This window comes from Ruegeria sp. PrR005, from assembly GCF_010500245.1.
Lineage (GTDB): Bacteria > Pseudomonadota > Alphaproteobacteria > Rhodobacterales > Rhodobacteraceae > Ruegeria_B > Ruegeria_B marisflavi.
The window spans coordinates 273,080-289,561 of the sequence record NZ_JAAGOX010000043.1 but is presented as its reverse complement, the minus strand read 5'-3'; the positions used below and the strand labels follow the sequence as shown (position 1 = coordinate 289,561).

18 protein-coding genes are annotated in these 16,482 nt (G+C 64.2%); 8 read left to right on the top strand and 10 right to left on the bottom strand.

Going from position 1 to position 16,482, the window contains the following annotated elements:
* Window positions 1-470, top strand: a 470-nt coding sequence (locus tag G0P99_RS18765; RefSeq protein WP_164132011.1) for an integrase core domain-containing protein, incomplete at its 5' end; no start/stop codon positions are given.
* An 86-nt stretch (window positions 471-556) separates the two neighbouring features.
* Here the strand turns inward: G0P99_RS18765 and G0P99_RS25095 are convergent.
* The 7 genes from G0P99_RS25095 to G0P99_RS18740 form a co-directional block, all read right to left on the bottom strand.
* Window positions 557-694: a transposase gene (locus G0P99_RS25095; protein ID WP_370462842.1), complete on the bottom strand. Its 138-nt coding sequence runs from the start codon at window positions 692-694 to the stop codon at window positions 557-559.
* A 38-nt stretch (window positions 695-732) separates the two neighbouring features.
* Window positions 733-942 carry a transposase gene (locus tag G0P99_RS25090; protein ID WP_370462844.1) on the bottom strand — a complete coding sequence of 70 codons (210 nt, stop codon included), beginning with the start codon at window positions 940-942 and terminating at the stop codon, window positions 733-735.
* A gap of 196 nt (window positions 943-1,138) precedes the next feature.
* Window positions 1,139-1,369 carry a transposase gene (locus tag G0P99_RS25085; RefSeq protein WP_370462841.1) on the bottom strand — a complete coding sequence of 77 codons (231 nt, stop codon included), beginning with the start codon at window positions 1,367-1,369 and terminating at the stop codon, window positions 1,139-1,141.
* A 298-nt stretch (window positions 1,370-1,667) separates the two neighbouring features.
* The gene (locus tag G0P99_RS18755; RefSeq protein WP_164132010.1) at window positions 1,668-3,098 is read right to left on the bottom strand and encodes an amidase family protein; all 1,431 of its coding nucleotides are present in this window, start codon (window positions 3,096-3,098) and stop codon (window positions 1,668-1,670) included.
* A gap of 83 nt (window positions 3,099-3,181) precedes the next feature.
* The gene (locus tag G0P99_RS18750; RefSeq protein WP_164132009.1) at window positions 3,182-3,751 is read right to left on the bottom strand and encodes an SCO family protein; all 570 of its coding nucleotides are present in this window, start codon (window positions 3,749-3,751) and stop codon (window positions 3,182-3,184) included.
* Window positions 3,751-4,311 (bottom strand): hypothetical protein, encoded by a 561-nt coding sequence (locus tag G0P99_RS18745; protein ID WP_164132008.1) that lies wholly within the window; start codon window positions 4,309-4,311, stop codon window positions 3,751-3,753. Before G0P99_RS18745 ends, G0P99_RS18750 begins: the two co-directional genes overlap by 1 nt.
* On the bottom strand, window positions 4,308-4,754 hold the full coding sequence (locus G0P99_RS18740; RefSeq protein WP_164132007.1) for a hypothetical protein: 447 nt from the start codon (window positions 4,752-4,754) through the stop codon (window positions 4,308-4,310). The genes G0P99_RS18745 and G0P99_RS18740 overlap by 4 nt, the downstream gene beginning before the upstream one ends.
* 172 nt (window positions 4,755-4,926) lie before the next feature.
* On the opposite strand from G0P99_RS18740, the gene G0P99_RS18735 reads away from it, so the two are divergent.
* Window positions 4,927-5,736, top strand: coding sequence for a class I SAM-dependent methyltransferase (locus G0P99_RS18735; protein ID WP_164132006.1), 810 nt, complete (start codon window positions 4,927-4,929; stop codon window positions 5,734-5,736).
* Window positions 5,737-5,745: 9 nt separating this feature from the next.
* Here G0P99_RS18735 and prpE read toward each other — a convergent pair whose 3' ends face one another.
* From prpE to G0P99_RS18720, 3 genes are all read right to left on the bottom strand, one after another.
* Window positions 5,746-7,635 (bottom strand): propionate-CoA ligase PrpE, encoded by a 1,890-nt coding sequence (prpE, locus tag G0P99_RS18730; RefSeq protein ID WP_164132005.1) that lies wholly within the window; start codon window positions 7,633-7,635, stop codon window positions 5,746-5,748.
* Between the two features lie 224 nt (window positions 7,636-7,859).
* The gene (locus G0P99_RS18725; RefSeq protein WP_164132004.1) at window positions 7,860-8,249 is read right to left on the bottom strand and encodes a GFA family protein; all 390 of its coding nucleotides are present in this window, start codon (window positions 8,247-8,249) and stop codon (window positions 7,860-7,862) included.
* Window positions 8,250-8,291: 42 nt separating this feature from the next.
* Complete coding sequence (locus G0P99_RS18720; RefSeq protein WP_164132003.1) at window positions 8,292-10,565, bottom strand: NADP-dependent malic enzyme; 2,274 nt, start codon at window positions 10,563-10,565, stop codon at window positions 8,292-8,294.
* Between the two features lie 146 nt (window positions 10,566-10,711).
* Between G0P99_RS18720 and G0P99_RS18715 the strand changes: the two genes are divergently transcribed.
* The 6 genes from G0P99_RS18715 to upp all read left to right on the top strand — a co-directional run bounded on the left by G0P99_RS18715 (window position 10,712) and on the right by upp (window position 16,480).
* Window positions 10,712-11,797: a cupin domain-containing protein gene (locus G0P99_RS18715; protein ID WP_164132002.1), complete on the top strand. Its 1,086-nt coding sequence runs from the start codon at window positions 10,712-10,714 to the stop codon at window positions 11,795-11,797.
* A gap of 117 nt (window positions 11,798-11,914) precedes the next feature.
* Entirely contained in the window at window positions 11,915-12,331 is a 417-nt protein-coding gene (locus G0P99_RS18710) for a cytidine deaminase (RefSeq protein WP_255455797.1), read from the top strand.
* Window positions 12,332-12,334: 3 nt separating this feature from the next.
* The gene (locus tag G0P99_RS18705) at window positions 12,335-13,645 is read left to right on the top strand and encodes a thymidine phosphorylase (protein ID WP_164132000.1); all 1,311 of its coding nucleotides are present in this window, start codon (window positions 12,335-12,337) and stop codon (window positions 13,643-13,645) included.
* The gene (locus G0P99_RS18700) at window positions 13,642-14,853 is read left to right on the top strand and encodes a phosphopentomutase (RefSeq protein ID WP_164131999.1); all 1,212 of its coding nucleotides are present in this window, start codon (window positions 13,642-13,644) and stop codon (window positions 14,851-14,853) included. The genes G0P99_RS18705 and G0P99_RS18700 overlap by 4 nt, the downstream gene beginning before the upstream one ends.
* Window positions 14,850-15,851 (top strand): adenosine deaminase, encoded by a 1,002-nt coding sequence (locus G0P99_RS18695; RefSeq protein WP_164131998.1) that lies wholly within the window; start codon window positions 14,850-14,852, stop codon window positions 15,849-15,851. The genes G0P99_RS18700 and G0P99_RS18695 overlap by 4 nt, the downstream gene beginning before the upstream one ends.
* A complete protein-coding gene (gene upp / locus G0P99_RS18690; protein ID WP_164131997.1) occupies window positions 15,848-16,480 on the top strand; it encodes a uracil phosphoribosyltransferase in 633 nt (210 codons plus the stop codon). Before G0P99_RS18695 ends, upp begins: the two co-directional genes overlap by 4 nt.
* Window positions 16,481-16,482: the final 2 nt, after the last annotated feature.

The window sequence follows — 16,482 nt, the reverse complement described above, 5'->3', positions numbered from 1 at the left end:
TGCATTGCCGGACTGAAGATGGGAAAGCGTTCCGCACGCTTAACATCATCGACGAATACAGCCGGGAATGCTTGGCCATCCGTGTGGATCGCAAGCTGAACTCGGGCAATGTGATCGATGTGCTCAGCGACCTGTTCATCCTGCGTGGTATCCCGTCGTTCATTCGCTCGGACAATGGCCCGGAGTTCGTGGCTCAAGCCGTGCAGGACTGGATCAAAGCTGTTGGAGCCAAGACCGCCTATATCGAGCCAGGGTCACCCTGGGAGAACGGATATTGCGAAAGCTTCAATGCTCGTTTCCGCGATGAGTTCCTGAACGGCGAAATCTTTTACAGCCTGAGCAAAGCCCAAATCCTGATCAAAGAATGGAGGAAACACCACAACACGAAACGCCCACATAGTGCCCTGGGCTACCGCCCTCCGGCCCCAGAAACCATCGTCCAGATGGACCCAAGGCCGGTCATGCACTAACAATCAAATTGGACCACTCAGGTGGGGCTGAGCACATTCTCACCGAACTGCTTCACCATTTCGCTAGACACCAGCCTCATTGATCGTCAAAGCCAGAAGACGACGGTTGCGGCGAGGGCGACTGTCGAGAGGAAGGTTTTGGCGCACCTGTCGTAGCGGGTCGCGATGCGGCGCGAGTCCTTCAATCTGCCGAACACGATCTCGATCAGTGCCCGGCAGTGCATTGCGCAGCAATGTCACGAGAGGGGCGGTTACGCCTCTTTTAACGACGCTTGTCGTAGCGGACGGCCTTGCCTCGCGACTTTCGGCCCGGGATGCATGGGCGTATCCCTTTGTCTTTCAACGCTTCCCTGACCCAGTCCGCATCATACCCCCGGTCCGCGATCATCCAGTCGGCAGAGGGCAGACTGCCCAGCAGGGCGGCGGCTCCGGTGTAGTCGCTGACCTGGCCTGCTGTCATGAGGAACTTCAGGGGCCGCCCCTTGGCATCGGTGATGGCATGCAGCTTGGTGTTCAGCCGGCCCTTCGTTCTGCCGATCAGACGCCCACGACGGTCGTCGAGCCCCCCTTTTTCGCCCGCAGGCTCGACGCCGTGCGGTGCGCCTTCAAGCAGGTCGCGTCGATCATGATGGTCTTCTGATCCGTGCCCTCAGAGGCCAGGCCCTCCATCATCCGGGCAAAAAGACACCCATGTCACCCCACCGCTTCCATCTGTTGTAGAGCGTCTTGGGCGGCCCATACTCCCGCGGCGCATCGCACCACCGAAAGCCATTGCGATTGATGAATATTATTCCACTCAGAACCCGGCGATCATCCACCCGAGGCTTGCCATGGCTCCTCGGAAAGAAAGGCCGCAGCCGCTCCATCTGCGCGTCAGTCAGCCAGAAAAGGTTGCTCATCACCCCCATCAGTTCGGGAGCTTGAACCACCAAGGCCGGGCGCCCTCAAGCCGATTAATGGGTCCTGACTCTAAACCCGACCCGATCAGGTCTCCCCACAGCCGGTCATGGGCAGGTAAATTGTCCGGCTGTATTCGCGGATCGGTGGACGCCGGTCACGCAGGTCACTTGATCTGTCGGGGGGGCGAAGCCTGCGCCACAATCGAGGCTCGAAACCGCCCCCGGTTCACCGCCGGTCTGCAAAGCGCGGTGCCTGTCATTGATCTCGATACCAGCCGCGCAGCCAAGACGTTGATGCCTAGGTCATGCGCGGCCAGAGATGCGTGCACATGCGGCCGACGCGCGCCTCGATCGCGGCGGCTGCGTCCACCGCCATATCCTCGCGCCAGCGGCGGGCGGTGATCTGCACGTTGATCGGCTGCGGCCCCTTCGACAGAGTGGCCAGCCGCGCTGGCAGGCAGGCGGCGGGCAGGCCCATGAAGTTCATCGCATAGGACCAGACGGCAGCCCCAAGAACCTCGTGCACGCCCTCGGCGCCCTCGGTGTCGCGGTCGGGGCCAAAGAAGGGCTGCGGCAGGAACGGGCCCAGCACCAGCGGATAACGCTCCAGAAACAGCGACCATTCGCGCGCATAGTGGCTACGCTTGGCCATCACCTGCAACAATTCGGTGCCGTGAAAGGGCGGGAATTCCTGGAAATAGACCTCGAAAATGTCGCGCACGGTCTGCGAGCCATAAGCGTCGACATCCGCCTTCATCAGCGCCCAGACCTCGCCCATCAGCGCACGGTATCCGGCGCGGCCGGCCTCGAACGCGTCCGGGGTCTCGACCTCTTCGACCAGATAACCGGCATCGCACAGCGCGTCACGAGCAGCGTCCAACGCCGCCTCGACCTCGGGATGCAGGTCATAGCCATAGGTTGCCTTGGTAAAGGCCACCCGGATTGGCCCATCGACCGGGGCGCCCCGCCAGGGAAGGGGCACATGGAACGGGTCGCGCGGATCGGGGGCGATCAAGCTGGGCATGGCCAGGTGCAGATCGGCGGCCGAGCGGGTGATCAACCCCTGCACCGACATGGATTGCGCCAGCATGCCGCGCTCGGCCTTCTGGCTGGGGTTCCAGGCGGGGACCCGGCCGAGCCCGGGTTTCACCGTCACGGCACCGTTGGCCGCGGCGGGAAAGCGCAGCGAGCCGCCGATATCGTTGCCATGGGCCAGAGCGCCGATCCCGGCCATGACAGCAGCCCCTGCGCCGCCAGAGGATCCCCCCGGCGAAATATGCCGCCCCCAGGGGTTATAGGTGCGGCCGTGCAACGGATTGTCGGTATCGGCGCGGAACGAAAACTCGGGCGTATTGGTGCGCCCGATCACCACAGCGCCCGCGTTTTGCAGGTTGCGCACAATTGGTGCGTCATCGGGTGCGATCATGTCCTTGAGCGCCGTGACCCCGTTGGTGGTGGCAAATCCGGCCTGATCCACATTGACCTTGATGGTGACCGGCACGCCAAAGAGCGGTCCGGGCGCCGCCCCCTCGGCGCGGGCCTTGTCCAGCGCGCGGGCGCGGTCCATCCCCTTTTCGGCGCAGCTTTGCACCACCGCGTTCAGGCTGGGGTTAACCGCCTCCATCCGGTCGATTGCGGCGCCGACAGCTTCTTCGGCGCTCAATTCCCCGGTGCGTGTCTGCGCCACGATTTCATGCGCATCCAATTGCCAAAGCTCTGCCTGCGTCATTCTCCGACCTCCCTTGCCGCAATCCCGAGGTTAGGCGGCTCGCCGCTGCTTGGCCATGGGGGGCGAAATCCGGTGACGCTAGGTCACTTCCGGTCTGCGGGCAGGTACTTTCTGGCCAGTTCCACCACCCGGTCCGAGGTCAGGATCGGCGGCACAAGGGTCAGCACCTCGCCTTCGGCGCTCAGCAGGTAGACAAAACTGCCATGGGTATAGACCGGCCCGTATTCCGGATCCACATAGGCCAGTTCCTTCTCAACCGAAAACGCGTCATAGGCGGCCTGCAATTCGGCCTCGGTGCCGGTCAGGCCGACAAAATCGACATGGTACCTTGCCAGCGGCGCATCCATGGTGCCGGGCTGATCCCGCTCGCGGTCGACAGTGATCATCACCGGGGTGACGGTGAGACCCTCTTCCTTCAGCCGATCCACCGCGTCTGCCATCATCGGCATTGCCACCGAACAGATGCCGGGGCAGTTGGCGTAACCGAAAAACAGCAACTGCCCGTGCCCGTCCGGGTCAATCTGGCTGCGCCGCTGGCCGTGCTGATCGGTCAGCTCGAACGCGCCGCCGAGGGCGAAGGGCAGCGGGCCATTGCCCGCGCCCGATGTCGTGGCCGCCAGCAAGGCGGCCACAAGGGTCAGTCGGGCCAGCATCAGAACCAGTCCTTGATGAATGCCTCGTCGGTTTCCAACCCCAGCCCAAGATATCCGTCCTTGGCGATCTCGCTATTGACGCGCGGATCGCGGCGGAACCACGGGCCTTCGCCTGCTGCCTCGGGATTCTCGGCATCCCAGACCTTGGTAAAGCGGTTGGCGTTTTCCCATTCGCCGCCGGGAAGGCGGATCTTCTGCACCTGATAGACATGTTTGGCGCCCAGATCGGGGTCGTCGATCAGCAAACCGTCCACCTCAACCGTCTGGCCGCAATAGGGGGCCAGGTCGGCAGCGGCGCCGGAAAACACCGGCTGCCCGTTCTTGAGCGGCAGGACCATGACATTGTCGACGCTGCGCAACAGGCCCAGCTGCCGCTTGCCCGCACCGCAATCGGCCGGGCAGTCGCCAGTCAGCTCGCAAAGCAGATCGACCACCTTGGCCTCAAAGAACGCCGGTTTCTCGGCATAGAGGTTCCAAGCGTTCGCGGTCGATCCGACCGAAAAATCCTGAGCCATGGCAGGGCTGGCCAAGAGCGCCAGCGCGAGGGAAAACCGTTTCATTCCTTGGGCTCCGGGATGGCGAAGCCGGGCACGGGGCCATAGTCTTCGTGGTTGAGATTGGTGATGCCCAGATCGCTGATCACCTGGTCGACGATCAGATAGTTGATACCGTCACGCTCGTAATGCATCCCGTCTGCCTCGACCATATGCGAGGCAAGGCGGAGCGCGGTATCGCCCCCGGCCAGCTGGTCGTCCTGCGCGATCTTGAGCACCATGTAGATGGTGCCATCCGCGGCCTGCAACCCGACCGGGATGCCGCCAGCGGAACACCACAGGGCGCAGGTGTGATGGGCCGAGCCGACCACCGCCTCGGGGCCGCCCATGACACCGGAATAGTAACACCAGGTATCGATCAATTCGCCGGTGACCTGGATGCGATGCCCCTCGGCCGCGGCGGCGGGCAGGGCAAGGCAGCAGGCCAGGGCAGACAGCAATGCGCGCATCGGCATCTCCTCTGTTCTGTCGGGTTCCTGCAAAGGCTAGAAAGCCGCGCGATATCTGGCAACCGGGCGAGCGGATACATTCGATCACAGTTTCTTGGGGTCTCGTAAAGACTTCGCTCAGTCCGTGCCGGTTTTGTGCTATGATCCCGCCGTCACCTCGGGGGAGGGCACGATGACCGCGAACGACACGGCCTTTGCCGGCGACATACCCGACATATACGACAGCTATCTGGTTCCGCTTATCTTTACGCATTACGCCGATGACCTGGCGCAGCGCGTTGCCAGCCATCCTGTCCACGATGTTCTGGAAACTGCGGCGGGCAGCGGGGTTGTTACCCGCGCCCTGGCGCCGCTGCTGTCCCGGGACGCCCGATATGTGGTGACCGACCTCAATCCGCCGATGCTTGACCGCGCCTGCGCGATTCAGGGCGAAGATAGCCGCATCACCTGGCAACCCGCCGACGCGCTTGCCCTTCCTTTCGAGGATCAGAGCTTTGATGCGGTCTGTTGCCAGTTTGGCGCGATGTTCTTTCCTGACCGGGTTCGCGGCTATGCCGAGGCGCGGCGCGTTCTGCGGCCCGACGGGCGGTTCCTTTTCAATATCTGGGACGGGATCGAGCACAATGAGTTCGCGCAGGTCGTGACCGAGGTCGCATCGACCCTGCTGCCCGCCACGCCGCCGCATTTCCTGGCGCGCACGCCACATGGCCACGGATACCCCGAGCGTATCCGTGCAGAGCTGGAGCAGGCCGGATTCAGGCAAATCGTCATCGACAAGGTCACGGCGACCAGCCGCGCGCCCGATCCGTCGCATCCGGCCATCGCCTATGTAAGGGGCACCCCGATGTATGGCGAGATCGCCCCGCATGGTGAGGCCATGGTCCGGCGGATCATCGAGGCCGCGACAGAAGAAATCCGCGCCCGTTTCGGAACGGGCGCGGTCAAGGCGAAAATGCAGGGTTATGTCATCACGGCAAGCTGACCGAGATCGTCACTTGGCATAGCCCAGCGTTTGCAGCGCGACCTTGATCTCGTCCAGGATGGCCGGATCGTCGATCGTGGCGGGCATCTTGTATTCCTTGCCATCGGCGATCGACACCATGGTGCCGCGCAGGATCTTGCCCGAGCGGGTCTTGGGCAGGCGGTCGACCACCACGGCCAGTTTAAAGGCCGCGACGGGGCCGATCTTGTCGCGCACCAGCTTGACCACCTCTTTCACCACTTCCGCATGGTCGCGGTTGCAACCGTTGTTGAGGCAGAGGAACCCCAGCGGCATCTGACCCTTGAGATCGTCGCTTACGCCGATCACCGCGCATTCGGCCACATCCTCGTGCCCGGCCAGAACCTCTTCCATGCCGCCTGTGGACAGGCGGTGGCCCGCGACGTTGATCACGTCATCTGTACGCGCCATGATATAGAGGTACCCGTCCTCGTCGATCATCCCGGCGTCACCGGTTTCATAATAGCCGGGGAAATGCTCCAGATAGGATTTCTTGAACCGCGCCTCGGCATTCCACAGACCCGGTAGGGTGCCCGGCGGCAGCGGCAGCTTCACCGCGATGGCGCCCAATTCGCCGGGTTTCATCTGGTGGCCGCCCTCGTCAAGAATCTGAACGTCATAACCCGGCATCGCCTTGGCGGGAGAGCCCAGCTTGACCGGCAATTCCTCGATCCCCAGCGGGTTGCCGGCGATGGCCCAACCGGTCTCGGTCTGCCACCAGTGGTCGATCACCGGCACACCCAGCGCCTTTTGCGCCCAGACGATAGTATCCGGGTCGGCCCGTTCGCCTGCCAGATACAGCGCCTTGAGGCAGCTCAGGTCGTATTTCGCCAGCATCTCGCCCTTGGGATCCTCGCGCTTGACGGCGCGGATCGCGGTGGGGGCGGTAAAGAAGCTCTTGACCTTGTGCTCGGAAATCACCCGCCAGAAGGTGCCCGCATCGGGGGTGCCCACGGGCTTGCCCTCGAACACGATGGTGGTATTGCCGTGGATCAGCGGGCCATAGCAGATATAGCTGTGGCCAACGACCCAGCCCACATCGGATGCCGCCCAGAACACATCGCCTGGATCGACGTTATAAATGTTCTTCATCGTCCAGTTCAGCGCAACCAGATGGCCCGCGGTCGGGCGCAGCACGCCCTTGGGCGCGCCGGTGGTACCAGAGGTATAGAGAATATAGGCCGGGTGGTTACCTTCGACCGGCACGCATTCGGCCGGTTCGACGCCGTACTGGAAGCCGTGCCAGTTGAAATCGCGCCCCTCGATCAGCTTGGCCACTTCCTGCTCGCGCTGGAAGATGACGCAGAACTCGGGCTTGTGCTTGGCCAGTTCGATGGCGCCGTCGAGGAGGGGCTTGTAATGCACCACGCGGCCCGGCTCCAACCCGCAAGAGGCGGCGATGATCGCCTTGGGCCGGGCATCGTCGATGCGCACCGCCAGTTCATTGGCGGCAAAGCCGCCGAACACTACCGAATGGATCGCGCCCAGACGGGCGCAGGCCAGCATCGCCTCGAGCGCCTCGGGGATCATCGGCATGTAGATGATGACGCGGTCGCCCTTTTCCACACCCTTGGCGCGCAGGGCACCGGCCAGCATGGCCACGCGGTTGCGCAGTTCGACGTAAGAGATCTGCCGCTTGGTGTGGGTGATCGGGCTGTCATAGATGATGGCGGTCTGCTCGCCGCGACCGGCCTCGACATGACGGTCCACAGCGTTCCAGCAGGTGTTGACCTTGGCATCCGTGAACCATTCATAGAGCGGCGCGTTGCTGTCATCGAGCGCGCGGCTGGGCGCCTCGACCCAGTCGATGCTCTTGGCGGCTTCCATCCAGAAGGCTTCTGGATCGCTCTTCCAGCTCTCGTATACGTCCTGATATGCCATGGCGTCCTCCTCACGTTCGGCTGGATGGTGTGTTAGGCATAGCGCTGCAATCGGGCAAGCCGGTCAACGGACGTAGCGTCACATTATCGCAATAAATTTGCAGAGATGGTCTGGATCGGCCTGCAAATTTTTGCAAAGATGCCGTTTGAGCCTCGTTTTGACGAAAAATACGGCTATTTTGCAAAACTGCAAATTTTCGAACTGCAAATAGTGTGGAATCGGGTTCAGCCTGGAGTGCGGTCGAACCGGGGCAGGTCGTCCTTCAATTCAAGCCAGGGAAGTCGCGCGGCGTGAAACACGTGAAACCGGGGCGGCAGAACCGACGGGTCCTCCAATGTCGCCGTGTAAAGATGAATGTTCACCCGATCATCGGCGTTGCGATAGGCCATCTGAGTGCCGCAGGTGCCGCAGAACAGCCGTTCGACCCAGTCGGACGAGCGGTAGATGCGCGGGGCGTCGCCGCCCCACTGAACGCTGTCATGGGGCAGGCCGAAAAACGCGGTGACCGGGGCGGCGCAATTGCGGCGGCAATCGGCGCAGTGGCAATAGCAACTCCAGGCGACCTTGCCGTCGCTCTGCCAACGGACCGCGCCGCAATGGCAATGTCCCTTCATCCCGGTCTCTCCCTTTGGGCGGCCAAATTGCCGCCCCAGGAATCAACCGTAGTGGGCCACCGGCGTTCCCGCAATGGCCGCCATGTTCAAAAGCCCGCGCGCGGTGATCGAGGGGGTCACGATATGCGCCCGGTTTCCCATGCCCATCAGGATTGGCCCCACCTCGATACCGCCAGCCTTCATCTTGAGCACGTTGCGTACACCGCTTGCGGCATCCGCATGGGCAAAGATCAGAACATTCGCCGCCCCTGTCAGCCGCGAGTTTGGAAAGATGCGCTGGCGCAGTTCGGGGTCCAGCGCGCTGTCCAGGTTCATTTCGCCCTCATAGGTGAAATTGCGTGGTCGGCTATCCAGAATCTCGATCGCCTGGCGCAGCCGCAGGCCCGAGCCCTCGGCCTGGTTGCCAAATTGCGATTGCGAGCAAAAGGCTATCTGCGGTTCGATGCCAAAGCGGCGCACATGACGCGCGGCGCCCAACGTGATCTCGGCCAGTTCCTCGGGGCTGGGGCGGCTGCGCACATGGGTGTCGGCGATAAAGAGCGGTCCGTCTTCCAGGATCATCAGGGACAACGCGCCATGCGGGCGCAGATCCTTGCCGCCCAGCACCTGTTCGACATAGTTCAGATGCCAGCGGTATTCGCCGAATGTGCCACAGATCAGGCTGTCGGCCTCGCCCCGATGCACCATGATGGCACCGATGGCGGTGGTGTTGGTGCGCATGATCGCTTTTGCGATGTCCGGGGTCACCCCGCGCCGCTCCATCAACCGGTGATAGGACGTCCAGTAGTCGTAATAGCGCGGGTCGTTTTCCGGGTTCACGATCTGGAAATCCTGACCCGGGCGCACCGACAGACCCATTTTCTCGCAACGCGCCTCGATCACGTCGGGGCGGCCGATCAGGATCGGCGTCTCGGTGGTCTCTTCCAGAATGGCCTGCGCCGCGCGCAGCACCCGTTCGTCCTCGCCCTCGGCAAAGACGAGCCGCCGCGCCGCCTTGGACGCCGCCTCGAAGACAGGGCGCATCAGCAGGGCGGATTTGAACACGCTCTGGTTCAGCTTCTGCCGATAGGCTTCCAGATCGGCGATTGGACGGCGGGCCACGCCGCTTTCCATCGCGGCGCGCGCCACGGCAGAGGAGACGACCCCGACAAGTCGCGGGTCAAAGGGTTTGGGGATCAGGTAGTCAGCCCCGAACGTCAGCTGCTCGCCCTGATAGGCCGCCGCCGCCTCGGCGCTGGTGGTGATACGGGCGAGTTCGGCAATCCCCTCGACACAGGCGATCTGCATGGCATCGTTGATCTCGGTCGCGCCCACATCCAGCGCCCCGCGAAAGATGAAGGGAAAGCAAAGGACGTTGTTGACCTGGTTCGGGAAATCGCTGCGACCAGTGGCGATGATCGCGTCCGGGGCGACCGCGCGCGCCGCGTCGGGCAGGATTTCGGGCGTGGGGTTGGCCAGTGCAAAGATGATTGGCCGTTTCGCCATGCGCGCCACCATCTCGGGCGTCAGCACATTGGGCCCGCTCAGGCCCAGAAACAGATCGGCGCCCTCTACCACATCGTCCAACGTCCGCAGATCGGTGGCCTGGGCAAAAGCCGCCTTTTGCGGGTTCATGTCTTCGACACGCCCCTCATAGACCAGCCCGTGAATATCGCAGAGCCAGATGTTCTCCCGCTTCACGCCCAGTTTCAGCAGCATGTTCAGGCAGGCGATCCCGGCTGCCCCGCCACCGGTCGAGACGATCTTGATATCGGCAAATGATTTGCCCGCCACATGCAGCGCGTTGCGCGCCGCCGCCCCGACCACAATCGCGGTCCCATGCTGGTCGTCATGAAAGACCGGAATGTTCATCCGCTCGCGGCACAGCTTCTCGACAATGAAACAGTCGGGCGCCTTGATGTCTTCGAGGTTGATGGCGCCGAATGTCGGCTCCAGCGCGCAGACGATATCGGCCAGCTTTTCCGGGTCGCTCTCGTTCACCTCGATATCGAAACAGTCGATGCCCGCGAATTTCTTGAACAGAACCGCCTTGCCTTCCATCACCGGTTTCGAGGCCAGTGCGCCGATATTGCCGAGCCCAAGAACCGCGGTGCCGTTCGACACCACCGCCACCAGATTGCCGCGCGCGGTATAGGTCTCGGCGGTGCTGGCATCGGCCTTGATCTCCAGACAGGCCTCGGCCACGCCCGGTGAATAGGCGCGCGCCAGGTCGCGGCCATTGGCCATCGGCTTGGTGGCGCGGATCTCCAGTTTCCCGGGCTTCGGATAGGCGTGGTAATCAAGCGCCGCCTGGCGCAGGCTGGGCTGGTCGGACATCTCGTCAAATTCCTCCTCGGGAAACTAGTTTAGCATTAAACTATATCTCTACGCAGGGGAACAGGGCATTTCAGGCTACAAGGTCGCAGGCGGGTTCTTGCAAATCGTCACCCTCCCGGCCACTGTCCCGGCAAGAGGAGACAGCCATGACCGACACGATCGCCGAAATGCGCCTGCCCACGGACGAGCTGCGCGACGATATCCCCTTTTATACCAAGGTTCTGGGCATGCGGATGGACATGATCTATCCCGCCGACGACCCGCGTATCGCGGTGTTCTCGGGCCACGGCCTGCGCCTGCGCATCGAAAAGGGCGCGCCTGAGGCACCCGGCACCCTGCGCATCCTCACCGAGAACCCGGATGGATTCGCCGGCGGCCAGCGCAGCCTGACCGCGCCCAACGGCACACGGATCGAGATCGAAGAGCGCCACCCGCCGTTGGTGATGCCGCAGACCGAACACAGTTTCGTCGTGCGCCGGCTCAAGGATCAGGCGCCCTGGATCATCGGCCGCGCCGGCATGCATTACCGCGATCTGGTGCCTTCTCGCCTCGGTGGCTCGATCATCGCCAGCCATATCCGCATCCCCGACGGTGGGCCGGTGCCGGACATGGTGCATTTCCACCGCGTGGGCTTTCAGCTCATCTTCTGCATCCATGGCTGGGTCGACGTGGTCTACGAGGATCAGGGCGACAAGATGCGCCTGACCGCCGGGGATTGCTTCATCCAGCCGCCCGAAATCCGCCACCGGGTGCTGGAGGCCAGCGACAACGTGCAGGTGATCGAAATCGGGGTTCCGGCCGAACATGTCACCGAGATCGATCACGAGATGACCCTGCCCACACCGCACCTGCGCCCCGACCGCGAGTGGCAGGGCCAGCGCTTTGTCTACAACCGCGCCGAGGGCGCCGAATGGTCCCCCTTCCGCCTGCCGGGCTATGTCTGCCGCGACACCACCATCGCCGCCAACACCAAGGGTGTGGCCGGGGTGCAGGTGGTGCGCCGGGGGCAGGGTGCGCCGCAATGGGCCGCTCATGACACCGATATCCTGTTCACCTTCGTGATGAACGGCACTGTGACGCTAGAGGGCGAGGGGCGCGATCCGTACCCGCTGGAACAGGGCGATGCTTTTGTGATCCCGCCCGGCATGCGCACCCGGCTGTCCGACCCTTCCGACGATGTCGAACTGCTCGAGGTCACTTTACCCGGAACCTTCACCACCACACTGGGCTAAAGCCGCTTCATTTCGCCAAAAATACTCCGGGGGAGTCCGCAGGACGGGGGCAGCGCCCCCTTGCCCGGCGGTTCCCCTCGCGCGCGGATACGGGATGGGGTATGCATTTCCGACCAGATGATCAAAAACCGGGGAATCGCTATGAGCCTCAAATCCGCCGCCCTTTCCGTTCGTGAAAACGCCCACGCGCCCTATTCCCGGTTCAAGGTGGGCGCGGCGATCCGGGCCGCCTCGGGCGCGGTCTATGCCGGCTGCAACGTCGAAAACATCGCCTATCCCGAAGGCACCTGTGCCGAAGCAGGCGCCATCGCCGCAATGGTCGCCGCCGGCGAGACCCGCCTGACCGAGGTCTATGTGGTCGCCGACAGCCCGACGCCGGTGCCGCCCTGCGGTGGCTGCCGCCAGAAACTGGCCGAATTCGGGAATCCGGATGTTGTCGTGACCCTGGCCAATCTGGACGGCGTGGAAACCGCGATGACCATTGGCCAGCTTCTGCCCGGTGCCTTTGGCGCCGCCCATATGGACAAAAGCTGAGCCATGGATGCCCGCGCCATCATTGCCCGGCTCAGGCGACACGAGGTGCCCGGTGCGGATGAGTTGACCTGGTTTGCCCAGGGCCTTGCCGATGGCAGTGTCAGTGATGCCCAGGCGGGCGCCTTTGCCATGGGCGTTTGCATGGGGAGGCTTGGCCCCGAGGGGCGCGCGGCGCTGACGCTGGCCATGCGCGATACCGGCGATGTGCTCAGCTGGGATTTTGACGGGCCGGTGATCGACAAGCATTCCACCGGCGGGGTGGGCGATTGCGTCAGCCTGGTGCTGGCGCCCGCGCTTGCCGAATGCGGCGCCTATGTGCCGATGATCTCGGGCCGGGGGCTGGGCCATACCGGCGGCACGCTCGACAAGATGGAAGCGATCCCCGGCGTCACCACCCAGCTCGGGCCCGACCGGCTGGCGCAGGTGGTGCGCGACACCGGGGCCGCCATTGTCGGCGCCACCGCCCGCATCGCACCCGCCGACAAGCGGCTTTATGCCATCCGCGATGTGACGGCCACGGTCGAAAGCCTCGATCTGATCACCGCCTCGATCCTGTCCAAGAAACTGGCCGCCAGCCCCGATGCGCTGGTTCTGGATGTGAAACTGGGCAGCGGCGCTTTCATGAAATCCGTTGAAGAGGCGCGCGCCTTGGCCCGCGCCCTGACCGAGACCGCCAATGCCGCCGGGTGCCGGACCTCGGCCCTGATCACCGATATGAGCCAGCCGCTGGCGCCCAGCCTCGGAAACGCGCTCGAGGTGGGTGAGGTGATGCGGGTGCTGACCTCTGGCCGTGCCGACGACCCGCTTACGCAACTTTCGGCGGAACTGGGCGGTGTGCTGCTGGCGGACGCAGGGCTGGCCCCGGATGCGGCCAGCGGGGCCGACCTAATCCGGGCCATCATCGCCGACGGGCGCGCGGCCGACCGCTTTGGCCGCATGATTGCCGCTGTCGGCGGGCCGGTGCAGTTCGTCGAGAACTGGCAGCGGTTCCTGCCCGAGGCGACCGTCATCCGCGAGGTTCCCGCCCGCGCCTCAGGCTATGTCACCGCCATCGACGGCGAGGCGCTGGGCCTTGCCGTTGTGGCGCTGGGCGGCGGGCGGCAGGTCGAAAGCGATACCGTCGATCCTTCGGTCGGCCTGTCCCGGGTGATCCGTCTGGGCGCACCAGTCAGCGCAGGGACCCCGCTCGCCACCATCCATGCCGCAAGGCAAGAGGCGGCAGAGGCCGCCGAGGCAACCCTGCGCGCGGCGATCACCATCGGGGCCGAGCCGGTGGCCGCGCCACCGCTCATCCATGAAAGGATTACGCCATGACCCGCGCCTTTCTGGTGGTGATGGATTCGGTCGGCATCGGCGGCGCGCCGGATGCCGATACCTTCTTTAACGGCGAGCGGCCCGATACCGGTGCCAACACGCTGGCCCATATCGCGCAGGCCTGTGCGCGGGGCGAGGCGGAAGAGTGGCGCAGCGGCCCGCTGCATCTGCCCAATCTCGACCGGCTGGGGCTGGGTGCGGCCACCCGGCTCGCCTCGGGCGCGGCCACACCGGGGCTGGCGGCGGACCCTTCGGGCCTCTGGGGTTGCGCCCGCGAACACAGCCGGGGCAAGGATACGCCCTCGGGCCATTGGGAACTGGCGGGCCTGCCAGTGCCGTGGGACTGGCACTATTTCCCCGACACAACGCCCGCCTTTCCGGATGATCTGGTTCAGGCGGTAGCCGAGGCCGCCGGCAGCGACGGCATCCTGGGCAATTGCCATGCCTCGGGCACGGTGATCATCGACTGCCACGGGGCCGAGCATATGCGGACGGGCCGACCCATCTGCTATACCTCCGCCGATAGCGTGTTCCAGATCGCCGCGCATGAAGAGACCTTTGGCCTCGACCGCCTGCTGGCGCTGTGCAAGGCCATCGCGCCGCGCCTGCATGCGATGAAAGTCGGGCGGGTGATCGCGCGGCCCTTCGTCGGCACGCCTGAGGCCGGGTTCACCCGCACCACCAACCGCAAGGATTTCGCTATCACCCCGCCCGCGCCGGTGCTGACCAACTGGGCACAGGATGCGGGCCGCCGCGTGCATGGGGTAGGCAAGATCGGCGATATCTTCTCGATGCAGGGGATCGACGATGTGGTCAAAGGGTCGGATGCCGAGCTGATGACCCATCTCGCCCGGCTGGTCGCCACCGCCGAAGAAGGCAGCCTGACCTTCGCCAATTTTGTCGAATTCGACAGCCTTTATGGCCACCGCCGCGATATCAGCGGATATGCACGCGCGCTGGAATGGTTTGACCGCGAGATCGGGAAAATCCTGCAAAGCCTGCGCCCCGGCGATCTGATGGTTCTGACCGCCGATCATGGCAACGACCCCAGCTGGTCTGGCACCGATCACACCCGCGAACAGGTGCCGGTGCTGGTCGCCGGGCGCGGGGCAGGGCAGATCGGACAGGTGAATTTCGCCGATATCGCCGCCTCGGTTGCGGCGCATCTGGGTATTCCGGCACAGGGACCGGGGAGGAGTTTTCTGTGAGCGAAGAACAACCCCCGGTCGCCGACCTGCCCAAGGTCGAATTGCACCTGCACCACGAAGGCGCCGCACCGCCGGCCCTGATCCGGCAGATGGCACATGAGAAAAAGATCGACCTGCGCGGCATCTTCAACCCGGACGGCTCCTACGATTTCCGCGATTTTGCCCATTTTCTGAGCATCTACGAGGCCGCTTCCTCGGTGTTGACCGGACCCGAGGAATTCCGCCGCCTGACCTGGGCCATCCTGGAACAAAGCGCCGAAAACGGGGTGGTCTATTCCGAGACCTTCCTCAGCCCCGATTTCTGCGGCGGCGGCGATGTCGCCGCCTGGCGCGATTACCTCGCTGCGATCCGCGATGCGGCGGACGAGGCCGAGGCGAAACTGGGCATCACCCTGCGCGGCATCGTCACCTGTGTGCGCCATTTCGGCCCAGATCAGGCCAGACGCGCCGCCCGCTGCGCCGCCGAGACGGCGGGCGACTGGATCGTCGGGTTCGGCATGGGGGGCAACGAGGGCGTGGGCAAACAGGGCGATTACTCCTGGTCTTTTGACTGCGCGCGCGAGGCGGGGCTGCGGCTCACCACCCATGCGGGCGAGTTTGGCGGGCCGGACAGCGTGCGCGACGCGGTGCGCGTGCTGGGGGTCGAACGCATCGGCCATGGCGTGCGCGCCATCGAGGATCCCGATCTGGTACATGAACTGGCCGACCGGGGCATCACGCTCGAGGTCTGCCCCGGCTCGAACGTGGTGCTGGGCCTCTACCCCTCGTTTGCGGCCCATCCCATCGCGCGGCTGCGCGATGCGGGCGTCCGCGTCACCGTATCCACCGACGATCCGCCGTTTTTCCATACCACGATGCGGCGCGAGTATGAGATGCTGGCCCGGGCCTTTGGCTGGGGGGCAGAGGATTTCGCCGACCTGAACGCCATCGCGCTTGGCGCGGCATTCTGCGATGAAGACACCCAGAGCCGGGTTGCAAAGAGACTGGAGACATCATGAGCCAACATCTGACCGTCGTCGACCACCCGCTGGTGCAGCACAAGCTGACGCTCATGCGGGACAAGGGCACCTCGACCGCCTCTTTCCGCCAGCTTCTGCGCGAAATCACCCAGCTTCTGGCCTATGAGGTCACGCGCGAGATGCCGCTGACCACCCGCACCATCGAAACCCCGCTGGAAGAAATGGACGCCCCCATCCTGGCGGGCAAGAAACTGGCGCTGGTGTCGATCCTGCGGGCGGGCAACGGCATGCTGGATGGGGTGCTGGAATTGATCCCTTCGGCGCGGGTCGGCTTTGTCGGGCTTTATCGTGACGAAGAAACGCTGCAACCGGTGCAATACTATTTCAAGGTGCCCGAAGGATTGCAGGACCGCCTGGTGATCGCTGTCGACCCGATGCTGGCCACCGGCAACAGTTCGGCCGCCGCCATCGACCTGTTGAAACAGGCGGGTGCCACCGATATCCGGTTCCTGTGCCTGCTGGCCGCGCCCGAAGGCGTGGCGCGGATGAAAGAGGCGCACCCGGATGTGCCGATCGTCACCGCCTCGCTCGACCGGGCGCTGAATTCCAAGGGCTATATCATGCCCGGCCTGGGCGATGCCGGGGACCGCATGTTCGGCACGAAATAGGG

What these genes read in the sequence shown, in the direction of transcription:
- G0P99_RS25095 (WP_370462842.1), bottom strand. Translation starts at nt 694, where the DNA reads ATGCACTGCCGGGCACTGATCGAGATCGTGTTCGGCAGATTGAAGGAC.
- G0P99_RS25085 (WP_370462841.1), bottom strand. Translation starts at nt 1,369, where the DNA reads ATGAGCAACCTTTTCTGGCTGACTGACGCGCAGATGGAGCGGCTGCGG.
- G0P99_RS18755 (WP_164132010.1), bottom strand. Translation starts at nt 3,098, where the DNA reads ATGACGCAGGCAGAGCTTTGGCAATTGGATGCGCATGAAATCGTGGCG.
- G0P99_RS18750 (WP_164132009.1), bottom strand. Translation starts at nt 3,751, where the DNA reads ATGCTGGCCCGACTGACCCTTGTGGCCGCCTTGCTGGCGGCCACGACA.
- G0P99_RS18745 (WP_164132008.1), bottom strand. Translation starts at nt 4,311, where the DNA reads ATGAAACGGTTTTCCCTCGCGCTGGCGCTCTTGGCCAGCCCTGCCATG.
- G0P99_RS18740 (WP_164132007.1), bottom strand. Translation starts at nt 4,754, where the DNA reads ATGCGCGCATTGCTGTCTGCCCTGGCCTGCTGCCTTGCCCTGCCCGCC.
- G0P99_RS18735 (WP_164132006.1), top strand. Translation starts at nt 4,927, where the DNA reads ATGACCGCGAACGACACGGCCTTTGCCGGCGACATACCCGACATATAC.
- prpE (WP_164132005.1), bottom strand. Translation starts at nt 7,635, where the DNA reads ATGGCATATCAGGACGTATACGAGAGCTGGAAGAGCGATCCAGAAGCC.
- G0P99_RS18725 (WP_164132004.1), bottom strand. Translation starts at nt 8,249, where the DNA reads ATGAAGGGACATTGCCATTGCGGCGCGGTCCGTTGGCAGAGCGACGGC.
- G0P99_RS18720 (WP_164132003.1), bottom strand. Translation starts at nt 10,565, where the DNA reads ATGTCCGACCAGCCCAGCCTGCGCCAGGCGGCGCTTGATTACCACGCC.
- G0P99_RS18715 (WP_164132002.1), top strand. Translation starts at nt 10,712, where the DNA reads ATGACCGACACGATCGCCGAAATGCGCCTGCCCACGGACGAGCTGCGC.
- G0P99_RS18710 (WP_255455797.1), top strand. Translation starts at nt 11,915, where the DNA reads ATGATCAAAAACCGGGGAATCGCTATGAGCCTCAAATCCGCCGCCCTT.
- G0P99_RS18705 (WP_164132000.1), top strand. Translation starts at nt 12,335, where the DNA reads ATGGATGCCCGCGCCATCATTGCCCGGCTCAGGCGACACGAGGTGCCC.
- G0P99_RS18700 (WP_164131999.1), top strand. Translation starts at nt 13,642, where the DNA reads ATGACCCGCGCCTTTCTGGTGGTGATGGATTCGGTCGGCATCGGCGGC.
- upp (WP_164131997.1), top strand. Translation starts at nt 15,848, where the DNA reads ATGAGCCAACATCTGACCGTCGTCGACCACCCGCTGGTGCAGCACAAG.